Consider the following 19,420-nt stretch of genomic DNA (forward strand, 5'->3'; position numbering starts at 1 on the left):
CTCCCCATTCTTTGGGCGCCTTATGGAAAGCCTTCACATGTGGATGCTGGGCCAACCACATGGGAATATTCTGTTTGAGGATCCCCGTACCGTGGCCGTGCATGACACAGCAGCAATGAGACTGCTGTTTAATACAGGCTTGAATTAACGCCGCAAGCTCAAGTTTTGCTTCCGACTGACGCATACCATGCAGATCCAAGAGTAGATCCGGTTGATAATCTCCCCGGCGAAGTCGTTTTAGCTCGAAACTATCAATATCATCTCGTGACCAGCGCATCGGTCCTTCACTGGGCAGGTGAGGTTGATAGGTATCTGAGAAATAGCTGTCGGCATGGAGCTGCTGGGTTTTCTCTTCGATCACTTTCTTATCTTTTGGCTCGGATCTGAAGTGACGCTTATCTTGCTTGAAGGGTTTAATGCCTTTAGTCATAGATGAAAATAGATCTTGGTCTTCAGAGGTGTCTTTATTCTTCATGTGTCTATTTTGTAACCTTAAAATCGTTTGCAGCCGCGGTAGATGCTAATCAACCCAAGCCAGTTCTCGACATGCTCAATACTGCATTTCGAGGTCGTTTAGGTATAAACCAACATAAAAGCTAAATTATAGTGATGATCGGCGTTAATCATACTGCTATTTTATTGAATCCGATGCCTTATGAATAGAGTTCAGTTACAATGAAACGGAATATTTATGCTGGAGTGAGTTTTGGATAAGATTTTTGTAGATGAAGCCGTAACTGAGCTACGTACCATAGGTGATATGTTGCGTTGGGGCGTGAGCCGTTTTAATGATGCCAATATTTATTATGGCCACGGAACCGATAATGCTTGGGATGAAGCCATAGCCTTAGTTTTTCATGCCCTTCATCTGCCTGAAGCGCTAGGTCAGCAAGTTATCCACTCTAATCTCACCAGCAGTGAGAAGCATAAAATCGTCGAGCTTATTGTTCGTCGTGTAACGGAACGCCTACCGGTTCCTTACTTGACCAACAAGGCCATGTTTGCCGGGCTTGAGTTTTTTGTCGATGAACGTGTGCTGGTGCCGCGCTCTCCCATTGCCGAGATGATTGCTAATCGTTTCAGCCCTTGGTTGTATAATAAGCAAGTTAACCGTGTACTGGACCTATGTACAGGCAGCGCTTGTATCGCTATCGCATGTGCTTATGAATTTGACGAAGCAGAAGTGGATGCACTGGATATCAGTACCGATGCCCTCGATGTCGCGCAAATCAATATAGAGAGTTTAGGCGTGATGGATAGGGTCTTTCCTATCGAATCAGATATTTTCTCTGCGATACCAAAAGGTCCACACTACGATCTTATCGTGTCGAACCCGCCTTATGTGGACGTGGAAGATATCGGTGACATGCCCGATGAATATCAGCACGAGCCTGAGATCGGTCTGGCATCAGGGCGTGACGGGCTAGATTTGACGAAACGTATTCTGGCAAATGCAGCCGACTACATGACGACAGAGGGTTTATTGATCGTCGAAGTGGGTAATTCCATGGTGCACCTGATGGAGCAGTTCCCCGACGTGCCGTTCACTTGGGTGACATTCGAAAATGGCGGTGACGGTGTGTTTGTCTTGACCCGTGATCAGCTAGTCGAAAATGAATCTCTGTTCGCCATCTTCAAAGACAAGTAATAATTACAGGCTCAACAAGTCTCAATGAGCGCTGGTGATAAAAAAGGCTAACGCATGAGTTAGTGTATTTAAGCTTGTCACCTGTTGCTCATTTAAGCTAATCTCGGCTTGTGTACAAATTCAGAGTATCTTAAAACTAGTTAGAGGTTAATAGAGCGGATGTCGGGAAACAGTATTGGACAAAATTTTGTAGTGACAACATTTGGTGAGAGCCATGGTGTCGCATTAGGTTGTATTATCGATGGCGTCCCACCGGGACTCGAGCTCAATGAAGCAGATATGCAACATGACCTTGACCGACGTCGTCCTGGGACTTCTCGCTATACCACTGCAAGACGTGAGGCCGATGAGGTGCGTATTTTATCCGGCGTATTCGAGGGTAAAACTACAGGTACCTCGATAGGTTTGATGATTGAAAATACCGATCAGCGCAGTAAAGATTACTCCAACATTAAAGACCTGTTCCGTCCGGGACATGCAGATTATACCTACCAGCAGAAATACGGTTTACGTGATTACCGCGGCGGTGGACGTGCATCAGCACGGGAAACTGCCATGCGTGTGGCTGCAGGCGCCGTGGCTAAAAAATACCTGAAACAAGTTCATGGTATCGAGATCAAGGGTTACTTATCTCAGCTTGGTCCCATCAAGGCCGACACCATAGATTTCAGTCAGATTGAACAAAATGCCTTCTTCTTCCCCGATGCGTCAAAACTCGAGGCGCTCGATGAGTACATGCGGGACCTGAAGAAGAGTGGCGATTCTATCGGTGCCAAGGTATCTGTGGTTGCCACAGGTGTCCCTGTTGGTTTAGGTGAGCCGGTCTTCGATAGACTCGATGCCGAGATTGCTCATGCCTTAATGGGGATCAACGCGGTTAAAGGTGTCGAAATTGGCGATGGTTTCGAGGTGGTCAATCAAAAAGGCTCGGAGCATAGAGACTTGATGTCCCCCGAAGGCTTTGCTTCAAACCATGCCGGCGGCATTCTGGGGGGGATCTCATCGGGTCAGCCCATTATTGCTCATATCGCCATGAAGCCCACATCGAGCATCAGCATCCCAGGGGAGAGCATCAATGCTCAAGGGGAGACCGCTGAAGTTGTGACTAAAGGTCGCCATGATCCTTGTGTCGGCATTCGCGCCGTGCCGATTGCCGAGGCTATGCTTGCCATCGTATTGATGGATCATCTGCTTAGGCACAGGGCGCAAAATATGGATGTGCACAGCAGCACACCTCAGATAGGTATGCGTTAATTAACATTGATGTGTGCTAAATGAATTCGCAGGTGCCTCTTTTTATTCGGAGGCGCCTTTTTTGTTGTTGTCATTTTTAACCTTATCCCAACTAGGTTGGGGCTAGCCCTTTTCTCTTATCTTGTTGCGGCGATAAATACGCAGGCGGCTGTTTTATATAAGAAGCGACATCATGGATCAGACATCTCAAGTCAGTATGCAACTGCGCTGGATCAGCGCCTGTTATTTCTTCTTCTTTGCCATCTTGGGCGTGATGGTGCCATATCTCGGGGTCTTCTTCGAAAATCGAGGCTTTAATCCTCAGGAGATAGGCTCTTTGCTGGCGATTTTAATGGCCACCCGCATCATAGCACCCAATGTTTGGGCCATGGTGGCCGACAGGACGGGCATGCGTGCCCAGCTCGTCAAGTGGGGAGCGGCTGCGGCAGCAGCAAGCTATGTCACTTTTTTCTATGATGGCAGCTTCACCTATCTGGCCATCAGTCTGTGTGTCTATACCTTTTTCTGGAATGCTATCTTGGCTCAGCTCGAGGTGATCACCTTAGAAACATTAGGCGAGAATACTGCGCGTTACGGCGCTATTCGCAGCTTTGGCAGCCTGGGATATTTGGTCTTTGTGGTGGGGGTGGGCTTTGGCATTTCCCTTTGGGGCACTGAGATCTTACCCTATGTTGGCATGGTATTATTCATCGGCTTACTGCTCAGTGCGCTGCCTTTACCTTCGGATCGTGCCGTGGTGAAGGCGAAAGGCGATACGCCTAAGCTCACCTTAGATAAAGGGATTGTCTGGTTTTTAATCTCGGCGATATTATTGCAGATGAGTGCGGGGCCATTTTATGGATTCTTCGTGCTCTATCTTAAGCAAGCGGGGTACACAGAAGCCGTCGCGGGTATGTATGTGGCACTGGGTGTACTGGCCGAAATATTGATGTTTATCATAGCGCCGAAGCTATTGGGGCGGTTTGGAGTCAAACGATTGTTAGTGATCAGTTTAGGTGTTACCGGGATCCGCTGGTTGTTAATGGCCTACTTGGTCGACAGTGTTATCTGGCTTGGTTTTAGCCAACTGCTGCATGCCTTTACCTTCGGTTTAGTCCATGCAGCCTCGATTCAATTCGTTCATAGCCGCTTCGATGCGAGTCACAGAAGTAAAGGGCAAGCCTTATATGCCAGTCTCAGCTTCGGCGTCGGTGGGGCGCTGGGTACTTGGCTGTGCGGCATGATCTGGGGAGACGGCTCGGGGGCTTATTTAGCCTGGATTGGCGCGGCGATTTGTGCTTTTCTTGCCATGTTGGCCGTTTGCTTTATACCTAAGCAGATCAAGAGCAATCAATACACAGCTTAAATACTGGCTCGCTCTAAAAGAGTCACACGGGCACTCTATGGCCTAACTTGAGTTATTTCACTCTTATATGTGACCGTTTTATAGCGTGCATGTTTATCAGACACAATAAAGGACAGTACATGGCAATTCGATTTCGTCTGGGGTTAATCATCAACCCTTTCGCAGGTCTTGGTGGCAGCGTTGCACTCAAGGGCAGTGATGGTGTGGCTGAAGAGGCGCTGGCGCGCGGAGCTAAGCCTAAGGCGCATTTACGTATGCAACAGGCACTCGAGGTGATTGCAGGCTATCAAGATAAGATTGAGGTGATCACCGCCTCCGGCGACATGGGTGAAACCTTGGCTAAAGAGATGGGTTTCGATGTTCGTGTGGTGCATCAGGTTTCCGGCAAGAGTGAAGCCGGAGATACTCAGGCTGTGGTTAAACATCTGTTAGATGAAGCGTTAGATTTACTGCTGTTTGCTGGTGGAGATGGCACTGCGCGGGATGTTTATTCAGTGGCCGATGAAAACATGCCGGTTCTCGGTGTCCCCGCTGGGGTCAAGATCCACTCAGGCGTATACGGTATCACGCCCCATGCATCAGGCATGGTGGTTAAGATGCTACTCGATGGTGAGTTGGTTAGCCTGATGAGCGCCGATGTGATGGATATCGATGAGGTTGCCTTCAGAAAAGGCACCGTCAGAGCCAAGCGTTATGGTGAGATGTTGGTACCCGCCGAGCCAAGGTACATTCAGGCGGTCAAGATGGGCGGAATAGAAATCGATGAATTGGTGCTGAGTGATATCGCCGCCGAAGTGATAGAGAACATGGAAGATGAGCTTTATATTATCGGCTCTGGTAGTACTGTCGCCGCCATGATGAATGAGTTGCAGCTTGAAAACACCTTGTTGGGTGTCGATTTGGTGCAGGACAGTCAAGTTATCGGTACCGACCTAGGTGCCAGACAATTATTGGATATGACTAAAGATCAGCCGGTTAAGTTAGTTATTACCCTGATAGGCGGGCAAGGACATATTCTTGGGCGAGGTAACCAACAGCTGTCCAGTGAGCTGATTAAACGCGTTGGCAAGGACAACATCATCATTTTAGCGACAAAAACTAAGTTAAAAGCACTTGAAGGAAGGCCCTTAATTGTGGATAGTGGCGACCCTGAATTAGACAAAGACCTGTGTGGTTATTATCGAGTCATCACAGGCTACCATGATTACGTCATGTATCAGGTTGCTAATCCCGATCTGATTTGAGCTGGCTGTCATCACAGGTTCATGTATCAGTTTGCTAATCCCGACCTGGATAGAGCGGATAAACACATAAAGATCGAGCCTTGCTGCCAATGAGCGGCATGTATTGATAAAGAAAGAGTGGAGTTACCATGTTAGAGCAGTATGAAACATCATTATATGAGTGGATAGACGATATCGTAGCGAAAGGGGATGAAGATGCCTTATTTGCCAGTGGTTACCTTCAGGGGCATTTTGCGGTGGCGCTCTCTCAGTTAGAAGCAGAAACTGTGCAAGGCATAGATGCGCTAGATGAGAAGATGCATGTGTGTCTGGAGCTGGCTAAGCAAGAGCTCGATGATACGGATTATGCTCTGGTCGCCTCTGCATGGCAGCAACTGAATGAAAGACTCTGCGCGTGACAAGTTGCGCCGAAAGTGTAGCGCCGACAAGCCTGGTTAAAATTGGTTTAGTCAATCCCAAGAGCCCGACCAATGTGGGCGGTGTGATGCGAGCGGCAGGTTGTTATCAGGCTAATGAGATCTTATACACGGGAAAACGCTATGCGCTTGCCGCTAAACACAGAGGCGAGCAGTACAATACCGATACTAAGAGGGCGGGGCAGCATATTCCCCTGACTGCAACGGACGATCTTTTATCGGCGCTGACAGATGGTTTAAAACTGGTGTGCGTCGATCTAGTCGAAGGCGCAATACCCTTACCAGAATTTGTTCACCCCGATAAAGCAATCTATGTGTTTGGCCCCGAAGACGGCACCATAGATCAAGCCCTTATCGATGCAGCCGATGCTGTGGTTTATGTACCCACCATAGGTTGCATGAATCTGGCGTCGTCGGTCAACGTGTTACTCTATGACCGTTTAGCCAAGACTAATATACAGATCGCCGATGATGCGCTTATCAGGCAAAGTCGAGATAACAATAATCGAGTTAGAGTCAGACACTCTCTTAAAAACGCGCTAATACAGGCAGGAGCCGAAACGCAGAAATAACAAGTATTTCGCTAATGTAAACCCAAGCCAGAGGCCTAAACGCCTCTGGCTTTGGTTCATGGAAGCTCGACTCGGCTTGACTAGAGTGCCTTACCCTTAATCAGTTTACGCATCCACATTCGATTGGGGTTAAGCAGGGCTAACGTAGCCATATCCAGTGGTATTATCTCTCCGCAAAGTTGAGACGCTAGCGCCTCGGCAGCCAGTGGTCCTGTGGTAATTCCCCTCGAACCTAGGCCGCCCAAAATAAACAGCCCATGATGAATGGGGGCAGGATTATCCTTCCAGAACTTGATGCTGGCCTTAGTATGTTGATGTAGCTGGTAATTTTCTAACATGACATCAGTATCGGGGGCGCAGCCCAGCATGGGCGCGTGATCACGAGTGACCATGCGCACACCGACTCTGGCACTGTGGCCTGTGATATCTATATCGTCGACCCAGGCTTTATTTTCAAAGCTATGCTGCATTTTTTTAAGATTATCCAACTGCTCGTTAGGACAGTAATCCAGATGCTCAGGGTCTTTAACATAACTGGCACCTGTGCAATGAAGCTGGTCATTACTCGGTGTCAGGTAGCCGTGGGAGCACAGAACCGTAGTGAGCTTTGCCAACTCATTGCGGGCCGGAATATGACTGACTTGCCCCCTGAACCCGGTTGCTGGCAGGAGTTTACTCTGCTCAAACTGAGTTAATCCATGGCCATTAGCCAGTACTAAGGTGCTGAAGGGCCCATGCTTAACTTCATTCTTCTCTTTAGCATCCTTTTTGTCATTCTCAGAGCCAGTCTCATTGCCTGTGTCAGCACTATTTCCTGAATGAGAACCCGTGCACTGATACAGGTACCACTGACCTCGGATTTGCTCGATACGGGTGATGTTACAGTTAAATAAGGCGCTGACATCGGCAATTTGGCTAGCCTTATCGAAAGCGGCTTGGGTAAAGTCTGGTGGACTTATCCAGCCACCTAATGGATAAAACACACCTTCTTGGTCAATATCAATGCTGGCTAGAGTGCTGGCTTCTTGTGCGGATACCTTGTGGGCTATCTCTTTTGGCCAGGCCTGAGCCGAGATGATGCGGTTGATTCTGCCGCGGCTGCGTTCATCGTGGCCAGTATGCAAGACACCACACAGTTGATTGGCTATGTTAAAGCCTTCATCGACTAGGGTGGTTAATCGTCTGCGGGTAAATAATAAACCTTGCTGAAAATACTGGCTAAGGGTGCCATTATCCGGGGTGAGCAGGGGATAAATTGCGCCTTGCTTGTTGCCTGAAGCTTGTTGGCTGAAGGCCTCATCCTGACAAAAAAGCCGTACGCTTTTATTTCGCTCCGCCAGGGATAGCGCCAGATGAGTACTGGCAATGCCACCCCCTATGACAGCAATAGCGCCCTCTTTTGCCGGTAACTGAGGATAGTGCTGAAACTCATTGGCTTGAGCTTGTCTTAAGGCCCGTCGCTCTTGCTGGGATATCTCGTCACTTAACTGAGCCGATGCAGGGGGGAGAACGCTCCTTGGTGGTGTTGAGTCATTAAACAAAGAGTTGGCTAGCACAAAGCCCGCTATTTGGGCCAAGTTAGTCTGTTGCTGGCTCATGTTCGAGCTTGATAGCAAGGCGGTATTACTGCTGAGTTTTGCCATCTGCCATAATGTTTGCTCATCCAGTGAGTGTTGAGCTGACGTGTGCAGCCAGGCCTGGATATAAGAGGCAGGATCTGCAGGCGCTAAAGTCTGGCTTAAACTTGAGTGTATATCACCGAGATACAGGTCGATGAGGCAACGGCCTCGATTTAAAATCAGTCTCTGACAGCCAGGTATTGCCACTAGCTTGGCATCGATAAGCTGTTTTATTGCAGCTTGCTGATCTGAACATGAGCCATACACTACATCAGAGTCAGAGCCTAAATCTGTATGGGCCGGTTCTTGGCACGCTTGGGCCTCTCGATACTGAGTTTTAAGTGTGACGAGTTGCAGATTTATGCGCTCAACGGCTGAGCAATCGGATTCGAAAATTTTCACATAAAATCGAGTCTTTGCCATGGACTTTTGTTGCAATAAGATGACTGATAGCAGTTGCTGCACATCACAGAGTCCTATTTGCCCTAATGATAATTTTTTTTTGTCCGGACACATGTTAGCTATTTGCTGATGAAATAAGTCAAAATGACTACAATTACGGCTATTTACCATCTTTTTTTCACGTTCTTGGGTCAAGGAATTTACTCTGTGTCTTACTTTAGGCATTATTTTACCCGTGTTTATGGAGAGCTGACCACTTTATTGCGCTAAAAGCGATATTATTGCCGTAGCAAATTTAGTACTGACAGTACTAAATGTACTAAATGGAAAGAAATAATGAAAAGAGTCGTGATCACCGGACTTGGCGTAGTTTCAAGTATTGGTAACAATAAGCAAGAAGTCACTGAGTCACTGAAAGCTGGCCGCAGTGGCATTACCCACTCTGCTCAGTTTGAAGAAATGAAACTTCGCAGCCGTGTTTGGGGCAATATCACGTTAGATCCGAAAGAACATATCGACCGTAAAGCACTGCGCTTTATGGGTAAAGCCGCAGCCTATGCCTATGTTGCCATGGCTGAAGCCATTAAAGATGCCGGTCTAACTGAAGAGCAGTATTCAGATCCTCGTGTGGGTATCATAGCCGGTACTGGTGGAGCTTCATCGGCTAACCAGGTACAAGCCGCGGATATACTGCGTGAGAAGGGCGTTAAGCGTGTCGGTCCGTATATCGTGCCGCGTATCATGTCTAGCACCGCGAGTGCGTGCTTAGCGACGCCATTTAAGATTAAAGGCATGAACTATTCAATCAGTTCTGCCTGTGCAACCAGTGCTCACTGTATCGGCCATGCCGCTGAACTTATCCAGATGGGTAAGCAAGATATGGTGTTCGCCGGTGGCTCTGAAGAGGTTGATTGGACCTTGACTATGGGCTTCGATGCCATGGGCGCACTGTCGACTAAATATAATGACACGCCTGAAAAAGCGTCTCGTACCTATGATGCAGACCGTGATGGTTTCGTTATCTCAGGTGGCGGCGGAATCGTGGTCGTCGAAGAGCTTGAGCATGCATTAGCACGTGGCGCGAAAATCTACGCCGAAATCATAGGTTACGGCGCATCATCAGATGGCTATGACATGGTTGCTCCATCAGGAGAAGGTGCCGTACGTTGTATGCAGATGGCGCTTGCCGATGTCGATACGCCTATCGATTACATCAACACTCATGGCACATCTACGCCAGTCGGTGACATGCGTGAGCTTGAAGCGCTGCGTGAAACCTTCGGTGATAGCTTGCCACCGATAGCATCGACCAAGTCGCTGACGGGTCATGCACTCGGCGCTGCAGGTGCTCACGAAGCTATCTATAGCCTGATCATGATGGAACATGGTTTCATCGCGCCGAGTATCAATATCGATAATCTGGACGAGAAAGCCGAAGGTATGCCAGTCGTGACTCAATACCGTGAAGCCGAACTCACCACAGTGATGAGTAACAGTTTTGGTTTCGGTGGCACTAATGCGACCTTGGTCATGAGAAAGTATAAGTAAGCTTCAATCTGAACGTTACGCAAAGGGAGCTTAGGCTCCCTTTTTATGTCTGGAACATTTATGTCAATTTGGCATGGATAGCTACAAATTTACGTTATGTCTGGCATTCTCGTAGAGATAGCTATGTCAATTTGGCATGGATAGCTACAAATTTACGTTGTGTCTGGCATTCTCGTAGAGATAGTTATGTCAATTTGGCATGGATAGCTACAAATTTACGTTATGTCTGGCATTCTCGTAGAGATAGTTATGTCAATTTGGCATGGATAACTAGTTAGTCGCAGGATCTGCTGCGATTTCATTGGGCTTTATTGTCATCTAATGGCTAGAGACTGCAAGATAGAAAACCTTGTATGCCGCTAATGTCGCCTCAATTGTGGCTTCAGTTATCGATAACAATTGCGAATAATTTACTTTAACGATATTCATTAGCAAAATATATGGGTAACATCCCCCCCATTAAATTTCTAACAACAAGTTGTCATCATGGATCCAAAGATTGAATTATTAGCACCAGGCGGAGATGTTGATGCGATAAAAGCGGCGATTATTGCCGGAGCCGACGCTGTTTATTGCGGCTTAGATACCTTCAATGCCCGTAACCGTGCTGCTAATATCTCCTTTGAGGAACTTGTTGGTATCATTCGGCTAGCTCACCAGTATCAATGTCAGATTTTTCTTACATTGAATATAGTTATTTTAGAAAATGAGTTTAAGTCACTGACAAAGCTACTAAGTAAGTTGGTTAACACCACATTAGACGGTGTGATAGTGCAAGATATTGGCATGTTTCATTTACTCAAAAAGCATTTCCCGACATTAGACATTCACGCATCGACTCAGCTAACAACCCATAATCTTGGTCAAATTCCTTTTTTAAAGAAGTTAGGCGCCTCGCGAGTTAATTTATCGAGAGAGCTTAATTTACGTGAGATTGCTGCATTAACCGCGACGGGTCGTGAAAACGACATCACCACTGAAGTGTTTGTGCATGGCTCCTTATGTATAGCGTTCTCTGGATTATGCTATTCCACATCGGCCAGTGTGGGTAACTCAGGTAACCGCGGCCGTTGCAGTCAAGCTTGCCGTGAAGAGTATGAAACCACTGAGACAGGTCATAACTTTCCGCTCAATATCAAAGATAACTCGGCGTTTTTCGATCTACCTGCATTGATAGAAGCAGGTGTTCACTCGTTTAAGGTGGAAGGGCGTATAAAGGGCGCAAGTTACGTCCATACAGTAATAGACAGCTTTCGTAAGCAGATAGATGGCTTTCTTGCTACCGGAGAGCTGCTTGAAGATGGTGAGCGCCTCTATAAGGTATTTAACCGCGATCTGACCAACTCCTTTCTAAAGGGGGACTTAAATCAGTCGATGTTTATCGATAATCCCCGTGACAACTCGAAAAACCACCTTAAAGATAAGCTCACTCACAATGGGTTAAAGTCTATTTCGGTAGTACAAATTCATGATGCGGAGCAAGAATTACAGGTAGAAAAGAGCCAAATTCAAGCGTCTGTTAACGATAAAATTAAACATCTAAGCATAGAAAAACTGCCACTGACATTGACATTTTCGGGTCAATTGGACCAGCCGTTATCAATTACCGTGAGCACTCAAGACGTTATTATTGGCCATACCCAGCTAGAGGATAAAACCTTTACTGTGCAGTCTGCTAGTCTGCTAACGATTAGTGATGATGCCAGCATAGATGCCAGTGCGATTGAGAAGCGATTTAAGAGTTTAAATAATGCAGAGTTCGACCTGCAGCAGCTAGTCACTGATGATTTAGCCGCTGGCCTTAACATTCCCTTTAAAGAGCTGACAAGCTTAAAGAAGCAAGTGCTATTGCAACTTAATCATGGTACCCCAGTGTTACCAGCCGTTGAGCTACCTAAACTGGCTAGGTATCCAAAGCCTGAAACACAGAGGCCTAAACTGTCTATATTGATCTGTGATGAGGCAGATATCGCCCTTGCCGATGTCACCGATGCCGACATTTACTTTAAGTTACCCGATGCCTATAAACGCGGTTGTACTAAATATGTCGATTTTTTCAAACAAAACCCGCGTCTTATTCCTTGGTTCTCATCAGTGCTAATTGGTAAAGACTTTGATGCAGCACTGAATATTTTAGAGCAAGTGCAACCTGAGCTTATTGTCACCAATAATACAGGTATCGCCAATCGCGCCTTTGAACTTGGGATTAAATGGATTGCGGGTCCATTTTTAAACACCACTAACTCTTATGCATTATTGGCCATGCAAGAGCTGTTTGATTGTCACGGCGCCTTTATTTCTAACGAAATCAATCAGAATCAAATTAAACATATTGCACGACCTGCAAACTTCAAAATGCTATACAGCATTTATCACCCTATTTTGCTTATGGCGAGCAGACAGTGCTTCTTCCAGCAAAGTGTGGGTTGTGAAAAACCGCGTATCGACAATGGCTGTATGCTGTCTTGCGATAAATCTACCAGCATCACCAATCTCAAAGGTGATGAGTTTGCTATCGATAAGCAAAAAGCAGGCTATCCAAGTATTTATAATCAAGACCAATTCTTAAATACTGAGATCATTGAGGATCTGGCCCATCTCTTTGATGGCTTTATGATTGATTTAACTAATATTGGCGCCGGAAATAAGCCATCTCCCGACAAGGTGCTGCTCATCAAACAGTTTGAGCTACTCCTCAGCGGCGCAGAGCAATCTAATGCGGTGACAAGCCTAGACAAGATGGTGCCGCAATCGACGGTATTGCAATACCACAATGGGCTGTAACTTGTGAGATAACTCGGTCATTGGGCTTTGTTGTTATTTGATTAGTTTGCTAAGTAGCGTAACGTCGTTGGTATGAATTGCTTACGGCAGGTGCTGCGTAAGGATGTGATCACGACCTTAAGTGCAAACACTTCTGTGACACTGGGCGACTATGTCCCTATACGCTCTGCAGTTTCCAACAACTTCCATGTTTAACGGCCAGTTCAACAAGGTATGTCCATATACAAAGGCCTGTTCAATAAAATATGCTTCTCGTTCATGGGTAATCAGGATTATATATGTCTTGGTTATATTTCACCCTTAGAAAATATCTGAAATAAAATCTAACTAGATGCAGACCAAGCCTTCCTTAATAGTCATTAATTCCCATAAGTTGCTCACAGCTAAATTATTTATGCAGCAATAACAATATGGTCTCATTGTTAAAATTAAATCATTGATGCTGATTGATGTGATCTTGGTGCGGAAATAACACCTTGCATTAAATGGTTGTTGACATAAGTACAGCATTGTTCGTTTATATTAAAATGTACGCTTTATCTGTTTACTTACTCTTTGATTACTGTGACGTCTTGCCTACACCTTTACCGCGCGTTAACGACACGTTTATTTCACATTGCATAAGCGTGATACGGCTATCTCACATATGTACGCCTTTGATTGACTCGTAAAGACGCCTGATTTGGAGGGTTATCATGCCAAAACTGATCGTTATACTGTTTGTGGTTACAGGTTTTCCTCTTCTATCTCCATGTAAAATATAGGGTATATTAAAATAATTTAAATATAATATAAAAATAAGATAAAATAATGTGCAAAAAATTTATTTGACGTCCGCGAGAGGTAATATGCCCTTTCAAATAACAGGGATATTAATAAACCCTTCAATTAACCCTATTTAGGAATGTTACATGTCATTTAAATCTTCACTTATCTCTACCTTAGTGTCTGCTTCTCTTATCGCTTCTTTTGCTGTTGCCGCAACCACAGAGACTCCGCCTGAAGGCGCTGCTGTCGCAGAGTTCCAATGGACGGGCACTATATCCCCCTTGCCCGTTGGCGGCGAGAATGTAACAATTATTCCGATCGACGCCCAACTTAAAAACATCTCACTGAATTTGGATAACGATGGAATCACAGTCAGTATTGATACCCTACGTTCTGACACCAAGATAGTATTTGAAGTTCAATCGGAAGCGTTAGGAGACATCGTTGTTGTACCCTCCACTCAGATATGGGCAAGCAGCCCGAGCAATGGCGGATTCTGGAGTTTGTTAAGTAATAGTACTGTCGCAACACAAATTAACTATGAAGGCCTTGTCGAAAATAATAACGAACGTCACAGCGTCTATATCTCTGGAGAAGGTATCGACTTGTCTGACATTGTTGAAGGTCAACTCGAAGGCGCCATCGTCACATTTAAAAACTCTGTTTATGTGACGCTAGATACGAGTTCAATCTAAATCGCGTAATCTGATTTTATCAGAGTAAAAATAATTGCATAAATAAACTTATGCAATTATTTCTTATAATTGTTTTTAATCTTTCTTATGATATTTGCCATGACGCGTTTTTTTTATGTTTTTTTATGTTCTTTTTTTTCTTTTTCTTTATTCGCTATAGATTTGCAAATGTATTGGGAAACCGCTATCGATAAATCAATGTTTACTGATGATACTATTTGGATTAATACCACCAGTAATACGGTTGTTACCACATTTTTCGATGCCAACACACAGAAATTTAGTGATGGTTTATATTCTTTCAATATTGTGAGTAGCGGCGAGAGTACAGCTTACGAGCTCAATTTATCTCAAGGTCAATATACTTGTACATTGGAGAGTGAGCCCTTGGCTGCATTGATTTCCGCTGAAGTGTTGCCAGTCAGGTTTTTCATCGATGAGCGCGAGATGATGATTGCAGACGAACAGCATGATACTTGGTTGTTTGGTGGTGAACTTGATGAAGGCGGCAACCAAATTGGCCGACATATGTTAAGAATTGCATTTGACGAGTTTATTGCTGAAGACAATATTGCGGGGTATTCATGCCTAGGTCACACACTATTAAACGTTAGAGTATCGTTATGAAATTGAAGTTATTGATAATTTCGTTTTTATTTAGTGTGTCGCCTCATTTTAGTATTACAGCAAATACTGACGTACATTACCCCGATGGCTTTGCTGATATGTTCATCGAAAGCTATCAGCAAATCAGTTTACATTTTTATGGTATGGAGCGTGTGCGTGGCATTGACAGTTATGTCACCTTCGACGGTGTCAGGGTAGAAAGTCCACAAGCACAGATGTTGATTGCGGACGCCTTGGAAACACACAGCCTTAAGTCCAGTGTCATACAGCAGATCATATCAGAGTTAGCGCAAGGCGTATCAAATACGTTCGAGTGTCAGGGCATGATAGGAGATTGCGTGTTAACGCCGACATCGACAGCTTACTTATTCGATTTTGATGCTGGAGAGTTGCTGGTTTTTGTGGCACCAGATAGCTTTAATGCCGAAGACATAGAAAAAAACTACGCTGACAGCCTGTTAGATGTGAAAACCGGTGCCGTTATTAATCATACTCGAACATCTTTTTCTTCGGGTGGCGATGGTAACCAGAGTTTTTTTATTACCAATGAAACGACACTCGGGCTCCCTCGTGGATTTATGAGTGCCAAAACGGATTATAAAATTCATGATGACAGCCAATTCACAGTCGACGAATTATATTACCAGTTAAATATTGAAAGTGTTGAAGCAAAAATGGGCCGTTTTGAATATGGCGTCGAGTTTAATTCGACTGATTTTTTGAATAACGGGCTCAGTCAACTTCAACAAGAAGGTGTGTTTATTGGCTCGTCAAATAAATTGCTTTTAGGTGGGACCTCTGCGTCACAATCGTTAACTGTTTTTGCTCCCACTCCAGGTGAATTGCAAATATTGAGGGGGGATTCAATAGTTTACCGGAAAATAGTCGATGTTGGTCAGCAGCAGATAAACTACAACGAACTTCCAACAGGGGTATACAGAGTTACCATAAAAGTCATTTCTGCAGGACGAGAATATCTCTCGGAAACCCGTAGTATTGTCAATAGTAATCGATATGCACTACCCGTCAAAGGTTGGGATTATGTGCTAGGTTTGTCCCAGATGCGAAAGTTTGGACATGATGTTTCCGCACTGCAAAGTGAGCCTCTCGGCCAGGGGTTAATCTCCTATCGTTCGAGTGAAAAAACCTTGTTAGGACTAGGGGCCACAGTCGGTGCCGAAGAGCAATATTTACAACTCGGTGTTCGCCATCAATATGATAGTAATCAGTTTGTAGAAGTCAATGCTGGCGTCTTGTCTGATGACGCCCAGTTTGTGCGGGGGTACATGGGGTGGGGGAATTTTGGATTAGAATACCGCCAACTTACTGGGGATACTTCAGACAGCGAACTTGCTGGTTTTTTATTTTCTAGTGAAGCATTTAAAGATTTAAACATCACTTATAGCGCCCCATTATCTGGGGGGAACGTTTATGTGCGTGGGGTTTGGCGGCTGGAATCAGAGACTTCAAGTTCGGCTGAACGCGAGTATTACTCTGGCAGCCTAGGGTATAATTTTCCTTCATTTTGGAGTTCTACCTTCGATGTCAATGTCGAGTATGGTGATTGGGGAGAAGGTGAAGAGTTGTTCACATCTGTTACTTGGAGACTCCCTATCGGCAAGGGTGTTGAAAACCGACTGAGCAGCACGTTTATAGGCGGCAAGCATTCTAGAACGAGTGAAACGCTAGCCACCTCTTGGGGGCATGGGAGGCATAGAGGATCGCTTGCTGCTGCGGCGCACCTATCAGGCGATGAGCGCAACTCCTCTTATGACTTGACTGGTACCTACAATGGCGCAATGGATTGGGGTTATCTTGATGGTTACGCATATGTCGATGAACGAGGGCACGTTAGCGGATCGCTTGGTTATTCAGGCACGCAAATAATAAGTGCTAACGGAGTCGATTTTACTAAAGATAAAGCGCGTTCTTTTGCAATAGTAGACCAAGGAACCAACACAGTTCTAGACTCGGATGATATAGCAAGGGTCAGACTTTATAACAACGCGCGTTTGACGAGAACACAAAGCATGGTGGCCAACACAAGTTTATTGCTCCCAATGCCAGAGTATGTTGAGGCAAACGTATCCATAGATAGCGATTACAGTGGGATTAATAATGTGGGAGATGTTAGCGCTAGCATGTTTAGCCAGCCTGGCCATGTCATGGTGTTAAATACCGATTTTTTCATGCCTGAAAGTTATATTGCAGTGTTGGACAATCTTCAAGGTCAAGCCGTCGAAAATATTCAGTGTTATGGTCATGCATGTTTAGGTATTGAAAAATTGTCTATAGAGGGTGCATTCAGGGTTCATTATAAGAGTGATAAATCTAAACAACTCTTTGCTGACGGTGCGCTATGTTTGATGGAAGACTCAATTGAAAATAATGTTAAACGAGGGATTTGTCTTCCTGGCTTGATGGCTGAGCAGCTCATTCCCTTCGATATTCACGATACCAACCCGTCACCAATATTTGTTGGCAAATACACCGAGATTCAGCTGGCTACTCTCTTAGCTCAACTGGCTCGAATGGGGATTTCACCGACGGTCAAAACAATCAATGATGTTAGGTATGTCTACATAGATCCCGCTTCGTTATTAAGCGAGCAAAAGAAAGAGTTAAGTAAAATGAATGTGTTCACGGTTTCAACTGAGAAAAATATCGATGCGATAGTCTCGGCAATGGAGATGAAATAAATGAAATATGTTGTAATATTGTGGTTTTTTGTATCATTTAACGTACTGAGTGTCGAAATAAGTACCTTATTTCTTGTCACCGATGAAGGTGGGCGCGGTCACATAACGATCACAAACGATGCGCCAGAATCGTTATTCTTGATCAGTCGCATCAGTGAAATCCTAGTATCGAAAGATAAACTCACCTCGACACCTTATACTCGGGATAATGTTGGTAGTTGGGATTTCAGTGTCTACCCCGCACGAGCGGTGCTTTATCCTAATATGGCCAAAGCTTTTCGCGTGGAATGCAAGTCTGATTGCACCGAAGCGAGTCAAAGAGACCGCGTTTTTAAAGTCGACTTTTCCCCCGCACCGTACACCCCGCCAGGCGGGTTGCAGCAAGGCACGAATACCGAGTTAATGATTGGTTTTTCGCCTTACATAGTCGTGCCAGCCAAAGAGTCTAAAATGGATTATTCATTCTCCTATGATGGTGAAACACTCTCCATTCACAACAAGGGCAATACCTTGGCAGTGGTTCATGTGACGAATTGTGAAAAAGGTCAGCGCAGCAAACAGTGTGAGCAACGCATCCATGTTCTGAGCGGGCGTCAGTTGCATATCAAGCTCAGAGATCTGGTGCGTGCTGATGAACTTGATGTGATAGTGACCAACCACAATAGGCAATACCGTCAAAGTCATACAGTGAAGATATCTCACTGATGAGATGTTATTGGTTAGCAATGCTATTGATTTTATTGCCTCTGCGAGTCGATGCGCAAACGTTTATCGTGCAGGCGGTCGTTCAAGGCTCAGACGTACAGTGGAAGCACATTTTACCTACTGATGGCGGTGATACCCTCCTCTGGCAGCCTGTTGTGTCAAATGAAGCTACCAGCGCTTGGGTACCAGGTGGGCTGGTGTCTTTCCCGTCGAGCAATGTCACTTTTACCGGTCCCGGACCTAGCTTTGATGCCTATGTAGACATCAAGGGGTTCCAATATCATATTGGAGGCAGTGGTGCCGTTGAGGGGGCGGATGCCTCGTCGCTCCCTGGCAGCGTCAATTGGACGTTTTCACCGCCAGAAATATCGTTAGTTGGGGCCGGTGTGCGAGCCGCCAGATGGCTAGAGCACATGAGTCCAACTTCTCCATTTGCTTTTATTAGACCTATTTTTGCTGTTGATGATGCCAGCATTGCCGATGGATTGTTATCCACAGGGGCCATTAATGGCACATATCGCGGCCGTGTCGATTTTAGTGTCACTTATTTTATTAAATCTTATCAGGGTGTTGCCATGCCTCGTGTGCGTCAACATAGTTTGGTTATCGAATTGATTTATGAGCCTAATCAGGTCATGAGTGCCAGCATATCTGGCTCGTTATCAATGACAGCAGATTATGATGTGGTAGCAAAAACGGTATCAGCTGAGGCGATAGCGGGCGTAAATATTGTCGGGAATTTCCATTCCGGCGTGTCGCTGACATTGCGTCGAGAGTCTGCTGGTGATGTTTATCAGCTAGAGCATGAGCATGGCGACAACGCCATTCCCTATTCGTTAGATTGTATCGGTACTGGCGCGAGCAGGTGCGAGGCATTCAAATGGATACATTCAGGAGTTAACGCATATCCAGCATTTAACATTGTCGTGGATAGGCCTCAGACAGTGATCAATTTTGATCTAAAGATGTCCTATGGCAAGGACATGGAGACGAGAGCAGAAGATGTGTTATCGGGTTTGTACCAAGAAACGCTTTGGTTAAGTATTGAGCCAATACTTTAATACTCCAATACTTTACTACTCCAATGCTGAGAA

At 45.4% G+C, this 19,420-nt stretch carries 15 protein-coding genes; 13 read left to right on the plus strand and 2 right to left on the minus strand.

Going from position 1 to position 19,420, the window contains the following annotated elements:
• Positions 1-475 (minus strand): endonuclease SmrB (smrB, locus tag HRU42_RS01525; protein WP_295028358.1); only part of this gene is annotated, 475 nt, incomplete at its 3' end.
• Positions 476-706: 231 nt separating this feature from the next.
• Between smrB and prmB the strand changes: the two genes are divergently transcribed.
• The 6 genes from prmB (at position 707) to HRU42_RS01555 (ending at position 6,479) form a co-directional block, all read left to right on the plus strand.
• Positions 707-1,648, plus strand: a complete 942-nt coding sequence (gene prmB / locus HRU42_RS01530; protein WP_295028360.1) for a 50S ribosomal protein L3 N(5)-glutamine methyltransferase — start codon at positions 707-709, stop codon at positions 1,646-1,648.
• 159 nt (positions 1,649-1,807) lie between these two features.
• Positions 1,808-2,902, plus strand: a complete 1,095-nt coding sequence (aroC, locus tag HRU42_RS01535; RefSeq protein WP_295028362.1) for a chorismate synthase — start codon at positions 1,808-1,810, stop codon at positions 2,900-2,902.
• Between the two features lie 172 nt (positions 2,903-3,074).
• Positions 3,075-4,247 (plus strand): MFS transporter, encoded by a 1,173-nt coding sequence (locus HRU42_RS01540; RefSeq protein ID WP_295028364.1) that lies wholly within the window; start codon positions 3,075-3,077, stop codon positions 4,245-4,247.
• 119 nt (positions 4,248-4,366) lie between these two features.
• On the plus strand, positions 4,367-5,491 hold the full coding sequence (locus HRU42_RS01545) for an ATP-NAD kinase family protein (RefSeq protein ID WP_295028366.1): 1,125 nt from the start codon (positions 4,367-4,369) through the stop codon (positions 5,489-5,491).
• Between the two features lie 128 nt (positions 5,492-5,619).
• Positions 5,620-5,889 (plus strand): YfcL family protein, encoded by a 270-nt coding sequence (locus HRU42_RS01550; RefSeq protein ID WP_295028368.1) that lies wholly within the window; start codon positions 5,620-5,622, stop codon positions 5,887-5,889.
• Complete coding sequence (locus HRU42_RS01555) at positions 5,886-6,479, plus strand: RNA methyltransferase (RefSeq protein WP_295028370.1); 594 nt, start codon at positions 5,886-5,888, stop codon at positions 6,477-6,479. Before HRU42_RS01550 ends, HRU42_RS01555 begins: the two co-directional genes overlap by 4 nt.
• 80 nt (positions 6,480-6,559) lie before the next feature.
• Here the strand turns inward: HRU42_RS01555 and mnmC are convergent, their stop codons facing one another.
• Positions 6,560-8,725 (minus strand): FAD-dependent 5-carboxymethylaminomethyl-2-thiouridine(34) oxidoreductase MnmC, encoded by a 2,166-nt coding sequence (gene mnmC / locus HRU42_RS01560; protein WP_295028372.1) that lies wholly within the window; start codon positions 8,723-8,725, stop codon positions 6,560-6,562.
• 111 nt (positions 8,726-8,836) lie between these two features.
• Between mnmC and fabB the strand changes: the two genes are divergently transcribed.
• The 7 genes from fabB (at position 8,837) to HRU42_RS01595 (ending at position 19,387) form a co-directional block, all read left to right on the plus strand.
• Positions 8,837-10,048, plus strand: a complete 1,212-nt coding sequence (gene fabB / locus HRU42_RS01565) for a beta-ketoacyl-ACP synthase I (RefSeq protein ID WP_295028374.1) — start codon at positions 8,837-8,839, stop codon at positions 10,046-10,048.
• 486 nt (positions 10,049-10,534) lie between these two features.
• The gene (locus HRU42_RS01570; RefSeq protein ID WP_295028376.1) at positions 10,535-12,832 is read left to right on the plus strand and encodes a peptidase U32 family protein; all 2,298 of its coding nucleotides are present in this window, start codon (positions 10,535-10,537) and stop codon (positions 12,830-12,832) included.
• A gap of 911 nt (positions 12,833-13,743) precedes the next feature.
• Positions 13,744-14,295: a hypothetical protein gene (locus HRU42_RS01575; RefSeq protein WP_295028378.1), complete on the plus strand. Its 552-nt coding sequence runs from the start codon at positions 13,744-13,746 to the stop codon at positions 14,293-14,295.
• 99 nt (positions 14,296-14,394) lie between these two features.
• On the plus strand, positions 14,395-14,922 hold the full coding sequence (locus tag HRU42_RS01580) for a hypothetical protein (protein WP_295028380.1): 528 nt from the start codon (positions 14,395-14,397) through the stop codon (positions 14,920-14,922).
• Positions 14,919-17,621 carry a TcfC E-set like domain-containing protein gene (locus tag HRU42_RS01585; RefSeq protein WP_295028382.1) on the plus strand — a complete coding sequence of 901 codons (2,703 nt, stop codon included), beginning with the start codon at positions 14,919-14,921 and terminating at the stop codon, positions 17,619-17,621. Before HRU42_RS01580 ends, HRU42_RS01585 begins: the two co-directional genes overlap by 4 nt.
• Entirely contained in the window at positions 17,622-18,326 is a 705-nt protein-coding gene (locus HRU42_RS01590; protein ID WP_295028384.1) for a hypothetical protein, read from the plus strand.
• Between the two features lie 20 nt (positions 18,327-18,346).
• Positions 18,347-19,387: a hypothetical protein gene (locus tag HRU42_RS01595; protein WP_295028386.1), complete on the plus strand. Its 1,041-nt coding sequence runs from the start codon at positions 18,347-18,349 to the stop codon at positions 19,385-19,387.
• The last annotated feature ends 33 nt before the right edge of the window (positions 19,388-19,420 follow it).

It is taken from the genome of Shewanella sp. (assembly GCF_013214165.1).
Classification (GTDB): domain Bacteria; phylum Pseudomonadota; class Gammaproteobacteria; order Enterobacterales; family Shewanellaceae; genus Shewanella.

Bases quoted from the DNA above. Each gene is read 5' to 3' on its own strand.
- HRU42_RS01570 (WP_295028376.1), top strand. From the start codon at position 10,535: ATGGATCCAAAGATTGAATTATTAGCACCAGGCGGAGATGTTGATGCG.
- HRU42_RS01595 (WP_295028386.1), top strand. From the start codon at position 18,347: ATGCTATTGATTTTATTGCCTCTGCGAGTCGATGCGCAAACGTTTATC.
- HRU42_RS01545 (WP_295028366.1), top strand. From the start codon at position 4,367: ATGGCAATTCGATTTCGTCTGGGGTTAATCATCAACCCTTTCGCAGGT.
- fabB (WP_295028374.1), top strand. From the start codon at position 8,837: ATGAAAAGAGTCGTGATCACCGGACTTGGCGTAGTTTCAAGTATTGGT.
- HRU42_RS01580 (WP_295028380.1), top strand. From the start codon at position 14,395: ATGACGCGTTTTTTTTATGTTTTTTTATGTTCTTTTTTTTCTTTTTCT.
- HRU42_RS01575 (WP_295028378.1), top strand. From the start codon at position 13,744: ATGTCATTTAAATCTTCACTTATCTCTACCTTAGTGTCTGCTTCTCTT.
- HRU42_RS01540 (WP_295028364.1), top strand. From the start codon at position 3,075: ATGGATCAGACATCTCAAGTCAGTATGCAACTGCGCTGGATCAGCGCC.
- HRU42_RS01590 (WP_295028384.1), top strand. From the start codon at position 17,622: ATGAAATATGTTGTAATATTGTGGTTTTTTGTATCATTTAACGTACTG.
- aroC (WP_295028362.1), top strand. From the start codon at position 1,808: ATGTCGGGAAACAGTATTGGACAAAATTTTGTAGTGACAACATTTGGT.
- HRU42_RS01550 (WP_295028368.1), top strand. From the start codon at position 5,620: ATGTTAGAGCAGTATGAAACATCATTATATGAGTGGATAGACGATATC.
- mnmC (WP_295028372.1), bottom strand. From the start codon at position 8,725: ATGCCTAAAGTAAGACACAGAGTAAATTCCTTGACCCAAGAACGTGAA.
- HRU42_RS01585 (WP_295028382.1), top strand. From the start codon at position 14,919: ATGAAATTGAAGTTATTGATAATTTCGTTTTTATTTAGTGTGTCGCCT.